This window comes from Acinetobacter sp. YH01007 (assembly GCF_013420425.1).
In the GTDB taxonomy this organism is placed as follows: domain Bacteria; phylum Pseudomonadota; class Gammaproteobacteria; order Pseudomonadales; family Moraxellaceae; genus Acinetobacter; species Acinetobacter towneri.
On record NZ_VOYC01000011.1, the window covers coordinates 110,666 to 129,808 of the forward strand.

General features: G+C 41.7%; 10 protein-coding genes, 1 pseudogene and 1 CRISPR repeat array. Of the genes and pseudogenes, 7 read left to right on the forward strand and 4 right to left on the reverse strand.

Annotated elements, in window-relative coordinates; all coding sequences use genetic code 11:
- Positions 1 to 69: 69 nt before the first annotated feature.
- Positions 70 to 1,350 (forward strand): 3-deoxy-D-manno-octulosonic acid transferase, encoded by a 1,281-nt coding sequence (locus FTT74_RS07080; protein ID WP_179988746.1) that lies wholly within the window; start codon positions 70 to 72, stop codon positions 1,348 to 1,350.
- Positions 1,351 to 1,352: 2 nt separating this feature from the next.
- A complete protein-coding gene (locus FTT74_RS07085) occupies positions 1,353 to 2,066 on the forward strand; it encodes a 16S rRNA (uracil(1498)-N(3))-methyltransferase (protein WP_154320190.1) in 714 nt (237 codons plus the stop codon).
- Here the strand turns inward: FTT74_RS07085 and FTT74_RS07090 are convergent.
- Positions 2,040 to 3,026 (reverse strand): mechanosensitive ion channel family protein, encoded by a 987-nt coding sequence (locus tag FTT74_RS07090; RefSeq protein ID WP_131261199.1) that lies wholly within the window; start codon positions 3,024 to 3,026, stop codon positions 2,040 to 2,042. The genes FTT74_RS07085 and FTT74_RS07090 overlap by 27 nt on opposite strands.
- 468 nt (positions 3,027 to 3,494) lie before the next feature.
- Here FTT74_RS07090 and acs point away from each other — a divergent pair, with 468 nt between their 5' ends.
- From acs to FTT74_RS07115, 5 genes and pseudogenes are all read left to right on the forward strand, one after another.
- Positions 3,495 to 5,438: an acetate--CoA ligase gene (acs, locus tag FTT74_RS07095; protein WP_179988745.1), complete on the forward strand. Its 1,944-nt coding sequence runs from the start codon at positions 3,495 to 3,497 to the stop codon at positions 5,436 to 5,438.
- Positions 5,439 to 5,631: 193 nt separating this feature from the next.
- Positions 5,632 to 7,092, forward strand: a complete 1,461-nt coding sequence (locus tag FTT74_RS07100; RefSeq protein ID WP_179988744.1) for a DUF3375 domain-containing protein — start codon at positions 5,632 to 5,634, stop codon at positions 7,090 to 7,092.
- Positions 7,093 to 7,102: 10 nt separating this feature from the next.
- Positions 7,103 to 7,936 (forward strand): DUF4194 domain-containing protein, encoded by an 834-nt coding sequence (locus tag FTT74_RS07105; protein ID WP_179988743.1) that lies wholly within the window; start codon positions 7,103 to 7,105, stop codon positions 7,934 to 7,936.
- A pseudogene (locus tag FTT74_RS07110) lies at positions 7,924 to 11,301 on the forward strand (ATP-binding protein). Before FTT74_RS07105 ends, FTT74_RS07110 begins: the two are co-directional and overlap by 13 nt.
- Complete coding sequence (locus FTT74_RS07115) at positions 11,294 to 12,490, forward strand: Wadjet anti-phage system protein JetD domain-containing protein (protein WP_004974289.1); 1,197 nt, start codon at positions 11,294 to 11,296, stop codon at positions 12,488 to 12,490. Before FTT74_RS07110 ends, FTT74_RS07115 begins: the two are co-directional and overlap by 8 nt.
- A gap of 31 nt (positions 12,491 to 12,521) precedes the next feature.
- A CRISPR array of direct repeats spans positions 12,522 to 16,090; the repeat unit is 28 nt; unit sequence CTTCTAAACCATCTGGGCGATGGCAAAC.
- Positions 16,091 to 16,186: 96 nt separating this feature from the next.
- Here the strand turns inward: FTT74_RS07115 and cas1f are convergent.
- The 3 genes from cas1f to csy3 are packed head-to-tail and all read right to left on the reverse strand — an operon-like array spanning position 16,187 to position 18,916.
- On the reverse strand, positions 16,187 to 17,140 hold the full coding sequence (gene cas1f, locus FTT74_RS07120; RefSeq protein WP_070154190.1) for a type I-F CRISPR-associated endonuclease Cas1f: 954 nt from the start codon (positions 17,138 to 17,140) through the stop codon (positions 16,187 to 16,189).
- A 2-nt stretch (positions 17,141 to 17,142) separates the two neighbouring features.
- Complete coding sequence (locus FTT74_RS07125; RefSeq protein WP_131261194.1) at positions 17,143 to 17,814, reverse strand: type I-F CRISPR-associated endoribonuclease Cas6/Csy4; 672 nt, start codon at positions 17,812 to 17,814, stop codon at positions 17,143 to 17,145.
- Position 17,815: 1 nt separating this feature from the next.
- Positions 17,816 to 18,916 carry a type I-F CRISPR-associated protein Csy3 gene (gene csy3, locus FTT74_RS07130; RefSeq protein ID WP_179988742.1) on the reverse strand — a complete coding sequence of 367 codons (1,101 nt, stop codon included), beginning with the start codon at positions 18,914 to 18,916 and terminating at the stop codon, positions 17,816 to 17,818.
- Positions 18,917 to 19,143: the final 227 nt, after the last annotated feature.

Below are 19,143 nucleotides of genomic sequence, written 5' to 3' on the forward strand. Positions count from 1 at the left end.
CACATGCAATTAACATGCGCGTGTGGCTCTGTTATATTTTGCCGATAATCTTTCTTTGGGGCGCATCTTTTGGCTACTCCATTTTGGTATAACGCAGCCTTGGCGCTGTTAAAACCGATTTATCAGTCACGTATTCGTAAACGTGCCGAACATCCTGAGCAATTACAACAAGAACTGCTTGAGCGTTTTGGCCCATTTCAGCCCGCTAAAAATTTACATGCCATTTGGTTTCATGTGGTGTCGGTGGGAGAAACCAATGCCGCGCAACCTCTAATTGAACATTATTTAAAAGCGGGGCATCCTGTTTTAGTCACCAATACCACCAAAACAGGGCAGGCACGCGCCAAATCATTATTTTTAAAAGCACCGTATTTAGATTTATTTCAAGCTGTGTATTTACCTGCCGATCAGGTACATTTAATTCGTGAGTTTTATCAGAAATATCAGCCTAAATTATTGGCACTGGTCGAAACAGAATTGTGGCCTAATTTGATTGATCAGGCGCAGCATTTTCAAGTCCCGTGTTTGTTGATTAATGCGCGGCTTTCGGAAAAATCGGCCAAAGGCTATGCCAAAGTTAAAGGATTGACTCGTGGCATGTTGCAAAATTTGCAGCAACTTTTGGCGCAAGACTCTGCCACACAGCAGCGTTTTATCGCATTGGGGATGCCTGCCGAGCGTACAAACGTGGTGGGTAATATTAAATTTGATATTACTGCGCCAGAAGATTTTGTAGAGCAAGCCGCGCAGTTGCAACAGACATGGCAATTGGTACATCGCAAAATTATTACCCTTGCCAGTACCCATGCGCCTGAAGAACAGCAATTATTGACTGCACTGAAACCTTATTTCGCACAGCATCCTGAACTGTTATGTATTGTTGTGCCGCGCCATCCAGAGCGTTTTGATGAAGTGGCTATGCAGGTACAAAAACTGCAACTTAATATGCAGCGCCGTAGCTTGGCTGAAGCGATTCAACCTGAAACACAAGTGTATTTAGCCGATAGCATGGGTGAAATGTGGTTGTGGTACGCCTTAAGTCAGGCCTGTTATGTCGGTGGTTCGCTGAATGAACCTGGCGGTGGGCATAATATTTTAGAGCCTTTGGCCTTAAATGTCGCCACGGTATTGGGCAAAAATTATTTTAACTTTCAAAGTATTGTGGATGAGTTTGTTGCAGCAGAAGCCGTGTATGTGGTCGAAGATGCTGAACAAGCTGTAAATACGTTAACGCAATTGTTGTTTGAACCTGCGTTGCGTGCTCAGCTGAATCAAAATGCTCAAGTGATTATGTATAAAAATCGTGGCTCTTTGACTGAGCATATTCACGTGATTAATCAGTATCTTTAAATATGAATATCGTTTTGCTTGACCCTCGGCAGACCACAAATGAAGTGTGGTCTATTAGCGCCCAGCGCCAAGTGCAGCATTTACACACGCATGTCGGTGTACAAGTCGGTGACACCTTGAAAGTCGGGATTCGCGGTGGCAAGCGTTATTTGACCGAAGTGGTGGACGTTAGTGAGCAGCGGATTCAAGTCAAAGCCCTGTATGAAGAAGCTGTACCGAAAAAACTGCCTGTGACCCTGATTGTGGCTTTACCACGCCCTAAAGTATTACGTCGTTTAATTATGGATAGCGTGACGCTAGGTGTGGAAAAAATTATTTTACTGCACAGCTATCGAGTCGATAAAAGCTATTGGCAAACGCCTTTTTTACAGCAGTTGGATCAATATGTGACGTTGGGTTTGGAGCAAGCAGGCGATACCATTGCACCTGAGATCCAACTTTATAAACGCTTTAAACCCTTTGTGGAAGATGTTTTGCCCGGTTTGATTTCTGCCGATTGTTCTGCTTATGTGGCGCATCCTTATACCGATCAAGCTATGCCACATGCCATCCAACATCCATGCAGTATTGTGATTGGCCCAGAAGGTGGATTTATTCCCTACGAAATTGATTTGCTCGAAAAAAACGGCTGCCAAGCGCGGCACTTGGGCAACCGTATTATTCGTACTGAAACTGTGATTGCTTATGTTTTAGGGCGTTTGTTTAGTGCGGGCTGAATCATCTTCATTGACTGCTGCATCACCACGATAAACTTTCACTTCCTGCACAGGATAAGGAATTGAAATGTGATGTTCGGCAAACGCGGCAATTACCCGTTCCTGCACTTCACTGATGGATGCTGAAGTGGTGGTTTCCGTCGTATTTACCCACCAACGCACATTTAAATTAATCGAAAAATCGGCCAAGGCAGTGACATTGACGCTAAATGCAGGTTGGCTCAAGATTTTTATGTCACGGTCTAAAATGGCCAAAATAATATCTTTGGCTTTTTGTACGTCATCTTCATAACCAATACCGACCACAAACTCGCAACGACGACGGGTATAAGCCGTATTGACCGTTACGGCACTGGTATACACCGTAGCATTTGGAATCACGATTCGACGCCCATCGGGAGAGCGCAGGAAGGTGGCACGAATCTGAATATCTTCTACCGTACCTTCCATATTATTCACGATGATGTCATCACCAATTTTAAATGGTTCTCCAATCAAAATGAGCACACCCGATAATAAATTCTGGAAAATATCTTTAAAAGCAAAACCAATTGCCACGGAGCCTAGACCTAAAGCACTCATCAGTTGGCTTGGGGTAAAACCTGGAATTGCAATCACCATCGCAATTAGAAAACCAAAGAAAATAATTGCAGAGCTACCGACCCGATTCAGCACCAAAACCAAATTTTGTCGGGTATAGGAACGATTGTTCAGGGTCTTGCGAATAAACCATTTAAACAGTCGGGCAAGCAGCCAAAACAGAATCAGCACCACGGCTGCAATCATCAAATACGGCACACGTTCCCAAAATCCTTCCATAATTTTGTCGATGGTGGAGTAGGCGTCATTGTACTTGGCCGTATGATTGATCACGGTTTGCGTGGTTTTTTCAGTGGCTTCCTGCAACAGCTGACTGGTGTTTTCAGAAACTTCACTGAGTGAGGGTTTGGATTCTGCCACGATAATTCCGAATTCAAAATGAAGCGACTATTTTGCCTGAAAAACTCAATTTGGTTAATGAGCAATGCTTACTTGCCAGTATTTTAGACAACTTGGATAGAAGTGATGAGCGTACTATTTTGTAGCATTTAAACTGCGAGTTGTATGTGGTTTTATCTGTAAGACAGGGTCGCAGGTATGAATGATTGGCTGCGTAAAAAAATGTTAATACTCACGGTTATTAGACGATATTTTCTTTAAAAATAATGCAATGCGCAGTACAGTGGAATGTAAACCTGAAAGTATGAATGCAAGAATATGGCATTCGATCAACGCTTTGGCATGCTATTGTTTGTATAAAATTTATGCGACTAAAGCCGAATGGTGAGCCATAAAAAAGAAAGTTCATACTGTGAATATACAGAAATAATAATCAATAACGTGGCATACATCTCGTGATGAGATGCAAGAACATCAAGGAAGTAGCAGATGAAAGACGTATATCCTGTTCCAGATGAATTTAAAAAGACTGCCCGCACCACTGAGGCAGAATATTTTCAACGCTATCAACAATCTATAGATGACCCTGATACTTATTGGGCAGAGCAGGCCCAACGCTTAGATTGGATTAAACCTTTTACCCAAGTCAAAAATACCAACTTTGACCCCGAGCATTTTAAAATTGAATGGTTTGCCGATGGGCAACTGAATGTCAGTGCCAATTGCTTAGACCGTCATTTAAAAGAACATCCGCATAAACCTGCAATTATTTGGGAAGGAGATCATCCATCTCGGCATAAAGTGGTTTCTTTTGCTTCTTTGCATGATGAAACCTGTCGTTTTGCCAACGTGCTGAAAAAGAACGGGGTGCAAAAAGGTGATCGGGTGGTGCTGTACATGCCAATGGTTTCCGAAGCTGCGATTGCCATGCTAGCCTGCGCGCGGATTGGTGCAGTGCATTGTGTGGTTTTTGGTGGTTTTTCTCCCGATGCTTTGGCTAGCCGAATTGAAGACTGTCAGGCCAAGTTAATTGTCACTGCAGACTCGGCCATGCGTGGTGGCAAGCCAATTTATTTAAAAGCCAATGTTGATGCTGCTCTAAAAGTAGCAGGTACCGACTGTGTGCAAAATGTGATTGTGGTGCACCGTACAGGAAATCCTATTGAGATGTTACCTGAACGCGACGTGTGGTATCACATGGAAATTATGTCGGTCAATGACATCTGCCCACCCGAGCCGATGAATGCCGAAGACCCATTATTCATTTTATATACTTCGGGTTCGACTGGAAAACCCAAAGGTGTTTTGCATACCACAGGCGGTTATTTGACCTATGTGAATAGCACGTTCCGAGAAGTCTTTGACCTGAAACAGGATGATGTGTTTTGGTGTACCGCAGATGTAGGCTGGATTACAGGGCATTCTTATGTCTTATACGGGCCATTGTCGAATGGTACATCTACCGTGATGTTTGAAGGGGTGCCGAACTATCCAAGCTGGGCGCGCACAGGGCATATTGTTGATAAACACAACATCACCATTTTATATACCGCGCCGACTGCCATTCGCGCCATGATGCGAGAGGGAGATCGTTTTGTACGTGAAAGTGACCGCAGCAGCTTGCGTTTACTTGGTTCAGTCGGTGAGCCAATTAATCCTGAAGCATGGAACTGGTATTACAACGTAGTAGGTGAAGGACGTTGCCCAATTGTAGATACATGGTGGCAAACCGAAACTGGGGGCATATTAATTTCAGCATTGCCGGGTGCAACGCCACTGAAACCCGGTTCGGCAACCCGCCCATTATTTGGCGTGCAACCTGCTATTGTCGATGCCGAAGGTAATGAACTGGAAGGCGCGACCGAAGGTAATTTAATTATGAAAGATTCATGGCCAGGGCAAATGCGCGGTATTTGGGGCGACCCTGCACGTTTTATTGAAGCGTATTTTTCGACCTATCCGGGTGCGTATTTTACAGGAGATGGTGCACGCCGTGATGAAGATGGCTATTACTGGATTACAGGGCGTGTGGATGATGTCTTGAATATTTCGGGGCACCGTTTAGATACTGCGGAAATTGAAAGTGCCCTAGTAGCGCATGAAGCTGTGGCTGAAGCGGCAGTGGTGGGTATGCCCCATGAGATTAAAGGACAGGGGATTTGCACCTTTGTAACTTTGCAAGTTGGTACACCCGAGTCAGAGGAATTGCGTGAAGAATTAGTCAATTGGGTTCGCAAAATTTTGGGGCCTGTGGCAACGCCTGATGCGCTGCATTGGGCACCTGCTTTACCTAAAACCCGCTCAGGTAAAATCATGCGCCGTATTTTGCGGAAAATTGCAGCGAATGAATTGGATAGTTTAGGAGATACTTCGACTTTGGCTGAGCCGCAAGTGGTGGAGCATTTGATTGCAACGGTGTATGGGGAGAGGTAGGTTAAGGTTACTGTCACTGTACACAAAGAAGTTAGATAAGGTTTGTTTTTTTATTTTTTTCGATGAAGTAAGGTGATTGTTTATATCATCTTACTTTATGCGACAACTCGTGTCGTCTTGCTTGGTAATTTGCTTGGGTGATTAAAAAATAACTGTAGAATAAATAACCATCATACAGATGATGTGGAATGGCATGAATATTCTAGGGTTACAGGCCAAGTATCGGCGTTTATATCATGAAAACTCAATTTGGAAATTATTAAGAGCAGATAACGCACCACATATTTTAGCGTTCATTGTTGACTTATTTGCAGAACAAAATGAAGTCCCTTATAGCCGTGCAAGAAATGTCTTGGATGAGTTGATTAAATCTAGTCGTGAGCAGGGTATTTGGCAGACAGAAAATAATGCAGCGCATTATTTAAATCATTGGATTCATTCAGGCTGGCTCAGAGAAATAGATGGCAAGCTGAGTAAAACGGATATTAGCGAAACCGTATTACGTTTTTGTCAGGGCTTGGATGAGCGAGCAACCCATACCACAGCATCACATTTAAGAATTGTGCAGGATGCGGTTCGTGATTTTGTGGTCGCATTGAGTGAAAATATTGAAGAACGAGTGGAGTTGCTCGAACAAAAAAAATTAGTGATTCAAAATGAAATAGATGCTTTGTTGGCGGGTGTTGTTACACAATTAGAAGAATCAGAACAAAAAGAAAGAATACGAGAAATTTATCAACTTGCTTCCATTCTTACAGGCGATTTTAGACGGGTCGAAGATGAGATTCGTCTACGAGATAAAGAGTTGCGTCTAGATATGATTAGTGGTGCTTATTCACGTGGAGAAGTATTGCTGAGCTTAATGGAAAAAGAGCAGTTGCTTGCCCAAAGTGATGCAGGCAGTGCTTTTGATGGGTTTTGTCAATTACTTCAGGATCAAGATCGTTCTACTGAGTTTAGAGAGCAGTTACGCAGTATTTTGAATCATCCTATTGCACAACAATTAAGCGAATCTCAACGTAAATATTTAGGTCAGTTAATGCGTGAGTTAGGACGCGAAAGTAGCCGAGTTTTCCAAGTCCGACGTCGTACAGAAGAAGGTTTGAGAGCTTATATTGAAAGTGGTGCAGCATTGGAAAACCGTTTGATTGATCAGTTTCTGTCGGAATTAGAAAAAAATGCAGTGGCGTTGTTGCAATCAGAGTGTGATTTAAAAACAGAAGTACAAGTAGATTTAGCCGTGGGTTCCATTCAGCTGAATTCGCCTGAAAGTCTTGCTTTAAAAAGTCCCACAGAACATATGGATACGCGTAAGGTCGAAGAGCAACAAAACAAGACTGAACCTAGTGATCAGATGCTGAAGTACTTAGACAGTGTACGGGTTCGTGCTGTTGCTGAAAAAGTATATCAAACGCTCGCACAGAAAGGGGTGATGAGTATTGCCCATTTAACACAGGAACATCCTGTACAAGCGGGACTTGAAGAGCTTGTTGCTTACTTGCGTATAGCAAAAGCCATTAAAGCACCACAAATGCAGCATACCGAGCAAGTTGAACTTAAGGATCGTTCAGGTGTGCATTTGCAGGCCAGTATTCCAGTGTATTACTTGAGTACAGATTTATTTCCCAAAAATATAGATGAGTTGGCGCTTTAAGGAGATCGAGATGCAATCAGAAAATAAGATACAACAGCATGACAATTTCTTTGAAATGGTACGCAGACCATCTTCAAATTCAGAAAAAAATATAGATATACACGCTAATCAGCCTGTAGAAAATTTGTCTCCTACAGCTCGAGCAGAGGTACAACATGCAGATAATCAAACAGAGATGGAGCATGCTCAGGATCGTGATACAGATGCGCTTATGCCACATGTAGCCCGACGGGTATTGGTCTATCTCATGCGTCAAGGGGTTATTCTTGCAGCAGAAAACTTAAAACTTTTTGATTTATTGTGCCGATATGAAGCGGAAATTCGTAGACATTTGGCAGAGGTTTATATCCAGTTGGTTTTGGATGCCAAGCAAGGGGTGGCTTATATCATCAATCTCAAAAGTATTCAGGATGAACAGGAAGATGAGAACCAGCCTTTGGATGATTTTCCTGTACTGATACGAAAACGAACTTTGACTGTATATGACACCTTAATTTTACTTATTTTGCGGAAGTATTATCAGGAGCGGGAAACTGCGGGTGAGCAAAAAATTATTATTGATGTTGAGCGAATCCAGAGCAGTTTAATTCCATTTATTCCTTTAACGAATCATGACAGCAAAGATCGTAAAAAGCTAAATGCAGCATTAGAAAAATTTATTGAGAAAAAAGTATTAACGGGACTGCGTGGTGAAGAAGGGCGTTATGAAATTACGCCAATTATCCGCTATGTCGTGAATGCCGAGTTTTTACAAAGTTTATTATCTGAATATCAACAATTAGCAGCAAAGGCCAAGTTGCAGCAATCCGAACAAGAATATGGAGAATCATCATGCAAGAAATGACCCTCTCAACTTTATTTGCACAAGGCCAAATTCGCTTGTCAGAAATTTCAGTATTTAACTGAGGCTCCTTCCATAACTTGCATACCGCACGTATTGATCCTGAAGGGACACTTATTACGGGAGATAATGGTGCAGGTAAATCTACCTTTATTGATGGTTTAATGGCATTGTTACAACCTGCAAGTAAAGCTAGTTTTAACGTAGCAGCTGCGCAGGGCGATCGCTCAGACCGTACATTACTCTCTTATATGCGTGGTAGTTTTGGTTCAGAACATGATGGGGCTGGAACGCGAGTAAAAAATAAGCGTGAAAAAGCAGTGACAACAGCATTAAGAGCGCTATATACCGCTGATGACGGTTCGATGATTACTTTAATTGGATTGTTTTGGGTTGGACAAGGTCAACATTCGCTGAGTGAAGTGAATCGTTTATATATGATTGCAAGTCGTAATGTGCAACTGACTGAAGTGTTAGAAAAATTTGCAGACGGTAATACTCGCCAGCTAAAACAACATTTTAATCCTAAAACAGATGCACGCGTGCATTATTTTGATAGCAAATTTGAAGACTATCAGGAGATGTATCGTAAATATTTATTTATGGATAATAAAAATGCACCTGCGTTGTTATCACGTGCTTTAGGCTTAAAGAAAATTGATGATTTGACTAAATTAATTCGCGAGTTGGTTTTAGAACCAAGCCAGGTTCGTGCTTTGGCACAGACTGCAGTAAATGAGTTTGCTGACTTAGAGGCAAACTATAAGCATTTGGTAGATGCGCGTGAACAAGTCCTACATTTACAGAAATTACCTGAGTTAGCTGTTCAAATAACAGCGTTAACTCTGCAACTGAATAATCTACAGCTCGAAAAACAAGCTTTTCCTGCATATTTAGGTGAATTGTATGTTCAGTTTTGGACTGAAAAAATACATCAGCTGGAGCAAGAGATACAGCGATTACATACGCAGTTTAAGCAATTAGAACAACAAGAACATGATGCGGAAAAACGACAAGAGCGCTGCCATGAAGACTATTTACAAGTAGGCGGTAATCGGATTGAAAACTTACAAAAAGAGCTAGAACTGATACAGCGTCAGTTAAAGCAATTAACCATAGAGGCATCGCGCTATCAGGAAGATGCTCAGCAATTACAATTGCAAGATGATTTAACCGAGCAAAATTTAATTGATAACCAAAAAATAGCCCATGAGCAGCTTCTAAATATTGGGCAAGAGAAAACCCAACGACAAGATGAGTTTGCTCAAGTCAGTAGCAAATACGCACAAACGCAACAGCAACTGAAAGAAACTCAAAGCGATATTCAGGAAATAGAAACCAGACCTAATAGTAATATTCATGATGTACATTTATTGCGTTTAAGAGATGAGCTTAGACAGCACTTAGATTTTGATGAACATGAATTAATGTTTATTGGTGAGCTCATTGATGTAAAAGAGGCTGAAAAAATCTGGCAAGGCGCAATTGAACGAGCATTAGGTGGTTTAAAAACAACGTTATTGGTGCCGAAAGATCGTTATTCGATGGTCACTCAATGGGTGAATGCGCGTCATAATAAAACCCATGTGCGTTTACAGGTGATCCATCTTGATGCTACAGAAAGTGTGTATTTTAAAGAAAATGGTTTTCTGCGGAAATTGGTTTGGCGAGAGCATCCATATCGTGATTGGTTAAAACAACATCTGCTTCGCTTTGATCTGCAATGTGTGGCAGATACAACAATCATGAATACAACGCCTTTTTCTATGACACAACAGGGCTTAATTCATCGTGAGCAAGGTCGTTTTGAGAAAAAAGATCAACAGCGGATTGATGATCGAAAAATTTGGTGTTTGGGATTTTCCAATACTTCACGTTTAAATTTATTAAAGCATGAAGCGAAACAACTTGAGGTACAGTTGGAACAGTATGCCTTGAGTGTTGCACAATCGCGTAAGGTGTTAGATCAGGTAACACAGCATAAGAGTTTGTGGGAGCGAATGTTACGTTACCAATGGGATATGATAAATATTCCTTATTGGACAGAGCGCCAGCAACAGACCAGCAATGACTTGCAGCATTTACAACAGGCAGATACCAATATTGAACAAGCTCGACAACGTTGGGAGCTTGCAAAAGAGGAATTAAAACAACTACAGGAACAGAAAGGGCAGTTACAACACACTTGGGGGCAACTCAAACAGAAACTCAGTGATGCAGAAAAACAACAACAACAAGCGCAAAAGGCAGCAAACCAAGGTGTCCCAGAACAAGCCAGAGAACTGTTGCTACAGCGTATAGGAGAAACACCTCGGTTGGAGGATGCTTATCTTACTGCTGTGGAAAAAGAGCTAGAGCGTTTAATTGAACATACCAGCAACCAAAATACCTCAGCAAAAAATAGCGCAACGTACATTATTGGTCAGTTTCGTGGCAAGGATAAATGGTCACATATTGCATTACAACGTGAATGGGCAGTTGGTTTGGCCGCATTGGATGATTGCGTTGCCTATTTTCATGAACTAGAAAAGGAAGGTTTGCCTGCCTTAGTTGAACAGTTTGAACAGCGTCTGCAAAAACATACCATGCAGTCTTTAAGTGTGATTCAGAATCGCCTTGAGGCAGATAGAGAAGAAATTACTGACCGTATTGCCATAATTAATCAGGTTTTACGGCGTACAGAATTTAAGTCTGGCAGCTATCTAAGACTAGGATACAAAAAGGAAAAGTATCCACACGTCATAGATTTTGAGCAAAAACTAAAATGGGTCGTATCTAGTATTAATAGTATTGAATATGAACAACGTTTTAAAAAGTTAGCTGAATTAATTTCTATTTTAGAAAAAGCGAGTAACTCGGTTACAGCGCATACTTTTGAAAGCCAGCGTTTACTTGATCCTCGTCATCAAATGTCTTTCTATGCAGAAGAAGTCGATTTGGCTACAGAAGAAATACGAGATGTTTTGGAGTCATCGAGTGGTAAATCTGGCGGAGAAAAAGAATCATTTGCTGGAACCATTGTGGCAGCGAGTTTGGCTTATGTATTAACACCAGACGGCTATGATTATCCAATCTACAGTACAGTGTTTTTAGATGAAGCTTTTTCAAACACAGCTGAAGCGGTTAGTCGTCGAGTACTCAAAGTATTTAAGGCGTTGAAAATTCATGTCAATTTAATCACACCTTATAAAAACTTGAATTTAGCGCGTGAGTCAGCACGTTCTTTATTAATTGCCGAGCGTGATATTGAGAAACATGAAAGTCATTTATGTGAAATTACTTGGCAGGAAATTGATGAAAAAATGGCGCAAAAACAACAGCAACTGCATAGAGAGGCACAACAGTTTGGGGTGCAGTTAGATGCCTAAAATTGAGAAGTGGGGATTACTTCCAAATACCGTTTTGGGTATTTTGCATAAAAAAGAATGGGAAAATCGTCGAAATTTAAAGCAGCGGTTGTTAAATCAACGTCCTTTTCCAATCGAAATTTCACTGAAAGTGCCCACAGACCAACAAGCTAGAGATAATTTGGGTCATTTTCATGCTTTTTTTAAAGCGTGGACAGATTTTGCTTATCCTGAACTGGTTGAATGGCAAGAACGGCAGTATCGACAACTTTCAGAACAACGTGTTCCAGTAAAGTTACGAATTTTTTCTTTACAGCAGCTTACTGAGCTTTTAGGAACAGAGCAACAACTTGAAAACTGGTTGGATAAAATATCCAGCTTTTTGAAGCAGTCTTTTGTGCATGATCGTCATCAGCACCGTTTATTTCAAACTTTAATTCATCATTTAGAGCAGATAGAACGCTATAGCCAACAAGAATGGCAATGGTTGATTCAGCTGATTGAACAGCTGAAACCGAATATGGGGGCAGGGCTTTATTTAAGGGCCTTGCCATTAAGCGCTGTAAACACGAAGTTTCTTGAGCAGAACTTATTGCTGACGGAGGCAATTTGCAATGTACTTTATGATGATGAGATCGTACTGGCTGGAGGGTTGTTGGCATGGCTAGATTGCTTAGATAGCCCCAAAGGTTGGTTGACGATCAAACCCGTCTGCCCAAATGTGCAGGAAAAATTGGGAGGACTCCCCGTTTTTCAATTGTCCACAGAGGTGCTAGATCAATTTGAGTTACCTGCGGAACGAATAATTGTAGTTGAAAATATTCAGTCAGGTTTAGCGTGCCCTTACTTGGAAAATAGTATTGTGGTTTGTGGTGGGGGTAAAAATATTACATGGATGAAGGCCAAGTGGTTACAGTATAAACAGGTTTTTTATTGGGGAGATATCGACTCTGAAGGTTTAAATATTTTAAGTATGGTTCGGCAAAAAATTCCACACGTGATTGCTTTAATGATGGATGAAGCCACAGTGTTACAGTTCCAAAATCATATGGTGGATGAACCAGACTCTATTTTTAGTGAGCCACAATATCTCACTGCTGACGAGTTAAAATTATTTCATGATTTGCGTGCACAGACATTTAAAAATAGGCGTTTAGAGCAAGAGCGCATTTCGGTTGATTGGGTGCATCGTTATTTAGAGTTACTTTGAAAATTAATTTGATTGATAATAAGGGGTGTAATGTTTAAACCATCTAGGCGATGGCAAACAATTGAAAATTCGATGCCGCTTTAGTCGTTTTCTTCTAAACCATCTAGGCGATGGCAAACACCTTTGGTACGCATTTCACGCTGATGTGGTGCTTCTAAACCATCTAGGCGATGGCAAACTTGCAACTTTGGTACAGGATGCTATCAGCAAACTTCTAAACCATCTAGGCGATGGCAAACGAACAGCGCATGGAGAAAGAGAAATCGGAAAACTTCTAAACCATCTAGGCGATGGCAAACGAATCTGTTCAACTGGCATGACTCCAGGAGCTCTTCTAAACCATCTGGGCGATGGCAAACTTCGCTCATGGCCAATCGGCTTATGGTTATGACTTCTAAACCATCTGGGCGATGGCAAACTATTGGATTTATAAAAATAAACTTTCCACAATCTTCTAAACCATCTGGGCGATGGCAAACAATCTGACCATCAAAACCAAATGGCTTTTTATCTTCTAAACCATCTGGGCGATGGCAAACAAGTTTTAATTATGTACACCATAGGGGAAATGCTTCTAAACCATCTGGGCGATGGCAAACTGACCGAAGATGTACGTCCGTGGGCATATACACTTCTAAACCATCTGGGCGATGGCAAACGCGTAATGCTTGCTGCTGCTTGTTTGCTGATCCTTCTAAACCATCTGGGCAATGGCAAACTTTACGGTGATCGAATTTTTATTGCGCGTGATCTTCTAAACCATCTGGGCGATGGCAAACTCGAAGGGCAAGCCGTTTCCTCATTGCAACATCTTCTAAACCATCTGGGCGATGGCAAACAATGGTGCCAAGCGCCTTAAAAATGTAATTCCCTTCTAAACCATCTGGGCGATGGCAAACGTAGAGCGAGCGCAAAACCAAATCTCATCAAACTTCTAAACCATCTGGGCGATGGCAAACAATTGCCGTTAAATTTGATTGAGCTTCGTTCACTTCTAAACCATCTGGGCGATGGCAAACCTAACAAAAGAGCAGTTAATCCGTATCGGCAACTTCTAAACCATCTGGGCGATGGCAAACGTATTCTGACTGTAATTGCTCTTTTGCTAACACTTCTAAACCATCTGGGCGATGGCAAACAGTTGCTTTGCTTTGCAATAACAGGCGCTTCGCTTCTAAACCATCTGGGCGATGGCAAACATTTCGGGTGGACCACATTGAATTCATAATCACTTCTAAACCATCTGGGCGATGGCAAACATTCGCTTACCGTGCGGTAAATCGTTGTTGTACTTCTAAACCATCTGGGCGATGGCAAACGTGTTTGCGGAGATCTTCAAGCGATGAGTTTCCTTCTAAACCATCTGGGCGATGGCAAACGCAGTGCTTGGTACATCCGCATTCTTGGGGTGCTTCTAAACCATCTGGGCGATGGCAAACAGCCACATCCTCAACTTTTGCGCCACTGTTTACTTCTAAACCATCTGGGCGATGGTAAACGTGCTGCCGACTTATGCGAAGCATGGCGACGCCTTCTAAACCATCTGGGCGATGGCAAACGAAAATAACGCGCTGTCAGTAATTCAGCAGATCTTCTAAACCATCTGGGCGATGGCAAACTAAAGAACGGATATATCAAACCCCTTTAATAACTTCTAAACCATCTGGGCGATGGCAAACACACTTCATACGCATATAGCGATACTCAGGAACTTCTAAACCATCTGGGCGATGGCAAACTATCACGCAACCTTGTGTCGGAGTTTGCTACACTTCTAAACCATCTGGGCGATGGCAAACTGAGGTGGCAATATGACAGCAATGGCAAACATCTTCTAAACCATCTGGGCGATGGCAAACGATAATCCGCGCTGCGGTGTGTTTGCGGGGATCTTCTAAACCATCTGGGCGATGGCAAACGAATGGATTGTTGCAAGTGAATTTGAGCGCGTCTTCTAAACCATCTGGGCGATGGCAAACCTAACGTGGCAGATTCGAGCTATACGGACGCACTTCTAAACCATCTGGGCGATGGCAAACACAAAATGAAGCGAATGAAAGCCCTAATTGGACTTCTAAACCATCTGGGCGATGGCAAACGCACTGCTGGGAATGCACCGTGATTGCCAATACTTCTAAACCATCTGGGCGATGGCAAACACCCTAGACTGTTCTCCGAGTTTATTCAAGTACTTCTAAACCATCTGGGCGATGGCAAACATTCATATAGATTTGGGGCGCAGGGATATTAACTTCTAAACCATCTGGGCGATGGCAAACTTGTCAGGTCTCGTAATGTCAAAAGTGTTATCCTTCTAAACCATCTGGGCGATGGCAAACCTGACCAATGTACAGTGGATCTGTGTTACGGACTTCTAAACCATCTGGGCGATGGCAAACTAAACAAGGTGCAGGAAATCACGCTCAATTTACTTCTAAACCATCTGGGCGATGGCAAACTTTTCGGCAGCTGCTGCGCGTGCGCTAGATGCCTTCTAAACCATCTGGGCGATGGCAAACGCCGCATGCGGGGAGTTTGTATAAGGCTGCTCCTTCTAAACCATCTGGGCGATGGCAAACGGATGACTTTAGCGGCAAACCAGCGCCAACATCTTCTAAACCATCTGGGCGATGGCAAACTCAAACCGCAATGGCATTGCATGGATACGAACCTTCTAAACCATCTGGGCGATGGCAAACTGACTTTATCGCCCTGATGCTTAACAATTGATCTTCTAAACCATCTGGGCGATGGCAAACTCGATGTTGTTAATGATGCCTTAAATCAAAAACTTCTAAACCATCTGGGCGATGGCAAACAATTGGATCAGACAAGGGCAAAATTGCCGGTTCTTCTAAACCATCTGGGCGATGGCAAACTATTGGCCATTACCAAAAAAACTAATCCTTTACTTCTAAACCATCTGGGCGATGGCAAACGTAACGCAATGACAATTCGCAAGCAGGAATCACTTCTAAACCATCTGGGCGATGGCAAACAACACAGCAGATGCAAGGGTCTGAGTGAAATTCTTCTAAACCATCTGGGCGATGGCAAACGATTTGCTGTTCTGTTTTTAGCGTACCACCTTCTTCTAAACCATCTGGGCGATGGCAAACATCCTCAGTGGTTGGCTGTAACACAGCCCGGCCTTCTAAACCATCTGGGCGATGGCAAACTGTTAGTATCTCTTGTAACCGGTGTCAGTGATCTTCTAAACCATCTGGGCGATGGCAAACTTGATTCAAAATTGAAGCATCACCTCGATACCCTTCTAAACCATCTGGGCGATGGCAAACGCTGTGAATGGGCGTTATTTCACGGTTAAACACTTCTAAACCATCTGGGCGATGGCAAACAATGCAACCAACGCAATTTGCATGTTTTCTATCTTCTAAACCATCTGGGCGATGGCAAACGACAACATCAACCAGATTGAAGACAATCAGGACTTCTAAACCATCTGGGCGATGGCAAACTTTTTGAAATGCCAAGTGCTTAAGCATTACAAGCTTCTAAACCATCTGGGCGATGGCAAACATTTCTTTCTTGGCCAACCATCTCTACTGAGTCTTCTAAACCATCTGGGCGATGGCAAACTAGAACTTTTATCATAAAAAGCTCTAGATAATAATGATATAGGTTTTTAAAGAGTGAAAATAGATCAAAAAAACAAAAATCAATAAACTTTTGAAATCATTTGATTTTATTGCATAGCTCAGAAATGAAGTTAAACATATAGTCTAAGACATCCTGATCTTGGCAGGATTCAATCAGTTGCATTCTAAACTCTTTTTGATTATGTCCATTTTTGGCAGAAATAAACGCTTGTGGCATAACAAAAGCATCTTTTACTAAATCTGCAATATCGAAAACTAAACCACCACGACGTGTCTTACCGTGCAAAATAGGTAAGGCAAAACTTATTCCCATACCATTTAGTGTGACAGAAGCATAACCATAAGCAATGTAATTACCATGATCTAGATAACTATTGGCAATATCACGTAAGGACTCATGCGACCCTTTTCCTTCCTCACGGCTAAATTCAAAATTTAAACCCGATGCAAGTTGTTTATAGAGACTTTTTGCCCAACGGCCTTCGGCTGCTAATAATTCTGTTTGATTATTTGCCAAATCAATATCTTGTAGAAAACGTGTCATAGCAATGGGGTCAAGCGATATACCGTGTTGTATTAAGTTGATATTCTTTTTCCATGCTTTTTCAGTAATAGACACACGTTCGCTTAGTAAAACTTTAGCCATCAGTAAGCGAGCATCATCTTCAAGCCAAGCTCTCATCCAAGTTTGCATATATTCGGTTGGGCGATATTCACTTTGTGGTGCGAGGAAAGTGAGATCAAGTGATGAAAAGAGAGGAGAACCACCTGAACCACAAAATCCAACCATGACATTAGATTCTGCCAAACGACGGGCGGCAGCATCGGTTAAGGAGCTGCCTTTACCGAGTAATAAGAACGCCGTATTTTTTTCAGGAATATTATAAAAATGTTCCATCGGTTGAAGGTTATCCGTCAGATACACAATCCGATCATCTTTGAGCATGACCCGTACTCGTTCAAGGTAGAATACACAGGCTCGTTTAGATAACATCAGGGCACGACTGCGTTGCTGACGGAAATCACTCATTTTTATACCTCAAACACAGGTAATGCGAAAGCGTGTTGTTTTCGTGCTAGGCCATACCCATCAGGTAAACCACTTTTTAACACGTTAACATCCTTGTAAGTTTCAGGAAGTCCAAAATTTTCTTCCTCAAAATTAATATCAAAAATCTCAATAGGAACCGTAAAACTTTGTCCAGTACTTTGACTAATGACCTTAAAGTAAGGAAGTTTCTTGGCTTTATTAAGACGTTTGGTATGTAAACTTTCTCGTTCAGGATAATCTTTTAAAAAATTGGGTTCAGCTTTTAAGGTCGGTAATCGAAAACGAAAATAACAGCGCCAACCCGTCACCTTTGCTATAGGCACAGCAACAGGATGATTGAGTACAGCATAGTCTCTAATTTTCCAATGACCTTTAATGCTCTCAACCAATTGATCTAAATCATCTTGTTCCGATGCAAAAATACGTAAAACATCATAATTTGGTGTTATGGGGTGATTGTATTTCGCTTCTTTGGCCAGCATTTTTCGTTGCTGGCGTGGTGAAATTTCTAAAGCCAAGGCGAATTTTTCTGGCATTTTTCGAAAAGCGCCATGCACAATACTGTAAATTTGATTGCGCAGATGGGCGAGGGTAAGCTCGCCATCATCCGCACTGTCCAAAATCCGAATATCAAGATAATAGTTGGGTTGCATATTACTCTCCCTCAGAGTAAACGCCGCCACGAACTAAGCAGGCTATTAAGAACATACCTTTATCGCTATTTGGGTCTAAACTGCGAATTTCTTTTAAAATATCAAAAGCAGAATCTTTTTTCTTTTTGTCTACACGGAAAAAGTCCTGTGCGTCTAGGCTTGCGCCATTTGGCTCTACAGGAATTGGTTTACTATCATTCTCTAAAAACTTGTCATACCAAGTATCAATGGTGCGTAAGGCATTGCCAATTTTTTGGTCACGAATCGCTGCTTGTCCTAAAAACTGATTGTCTTTGGCCTGACGTTCAGGGCGGATAGGATTGAGTTGATACAGTGAGCGCGAAAAACCTTTTGGTTTTTCTTCAAGATAGTTTTGTGATGGAAAGACTTCAACACCGCCCATGCCAAAATCTACAATCGCTTCAATATGTAATCCTGAATTGACATCACCTTGCATGCCTTTGACTAAGATATTGGCAATTTTATTTTCACTTTCAGAAACATCATCAAATGATTTTAGGCTGTAATCCAAAGCATTAAATTCAGCAATTAATTTATAGCTTTTAGTTGTCTGATTTTGATCATGTTCAATGATTTCGCTGACTTTAATCAAAATATGTTCTGCAACGCTGCGATTACGCCATAACCAACGCCCATTCACAATGTTGCGGACATAACGACGAGCAACTTCTTCAATCCCTTCGCTATTTTTCGCCTTTTCAATAAAATCCTTGAAACTTGCGCGAAAGTCTTTTTCCTCTTGTTTGTCTGTACCTGCTTTGGATGCTGAAGCAAATAAAATATGATCTAAGTCGATGAAACGTAAACTCCATTTGACTAGAAGCTTAGCATCAGGCAAAAGTTTAGCCGATTCTGTCATTTGAATATTGGAAACTTCACGAGCGACAGTGTTACCCGAAGCAGCACCTTTATCTTTATTGCCTGCCACGTTTTGAGTACCACGAATACCATGATACATCACATGTAGTGCCTCTTCTTTGCCATCAGCATGCAAATGGTAGAAAGCAGCATCACTGATTAATGTTCCGCGTTGTAAAGAAAGGCTGCCTGGTAATTTTTTGAAATTTTCAGATGTAGACATGATGTTTATTCCTTATAAATGTCAATTAGTTGTTGATCTGCTGATTTTGTTGCAATAAAAAAACGTTGTCTTGAATCCAGTGATACGACCATTGGATTTGGGTAGTGTCTAAATGTGACGTGTTAACCACCTATCTTTCATGTCTTGATTGTATTTTAATAAAAATAGATGCAAGACAGCTTCATGATTTTCTTTCTTCTTGGAAAAGCTTAAAGTTTTCCGTGTAA

Coding starts and splice junctions, on each gene's coding strand:
- FTT74_RS07085 (WP_154320190.1), top strand. CDS start 1,353: ATGAATATCGTTTTGCTTGACCCTCGGCAGACCACAAATGAAGTGTGG.
- acs (WP_179988745.1), top strand. CDS start 3,495: ATGAAAGACGTATATCCTGTTCCAGATGAATTTAAAAAGACTGCCCGC.
- FTT74_RS07100 (WP_179988744.1), top strand. CDS start 5,632: ATGAATATTCTAGGGTTACAGGCCAAGTATCGGCGTTTATATCATGAA.
- FTT74_RS07105 (WP_179988743.1), top strand. CDS start 7,103: ATGCAATCAGAAAATAAGATACAACAGCATGACAATTTCTTTGAAATG.
- FTT74_RS07115 (WP_004974289.1), top strand. CDS start 11,294: ATGCCTAAAATTGAGAAGTGGGGATTACTTCCAAATACCGTTTTGGGT.
- cas1f (WP_070154190.1), bottom strand. CDS start 17,140: ATGAGTGATTTCCGTCAGCAACGCAGTCGTGCCCTGATGTTATCTAAA.
- FTT74_RS07125 (WP_131261194.1), bottom strand. CDS start 17,814: ATGCAACCCAACTATTATCTTGATATTCGGATTTTGGACAGTGCGGAT.
- csy3 (WP_179988742.1), bottom strand. CDS start 18,916: ATGTCTACATCTGAAAATTTCAAAAAATTACCAGGCAGCCTTTCTTTA.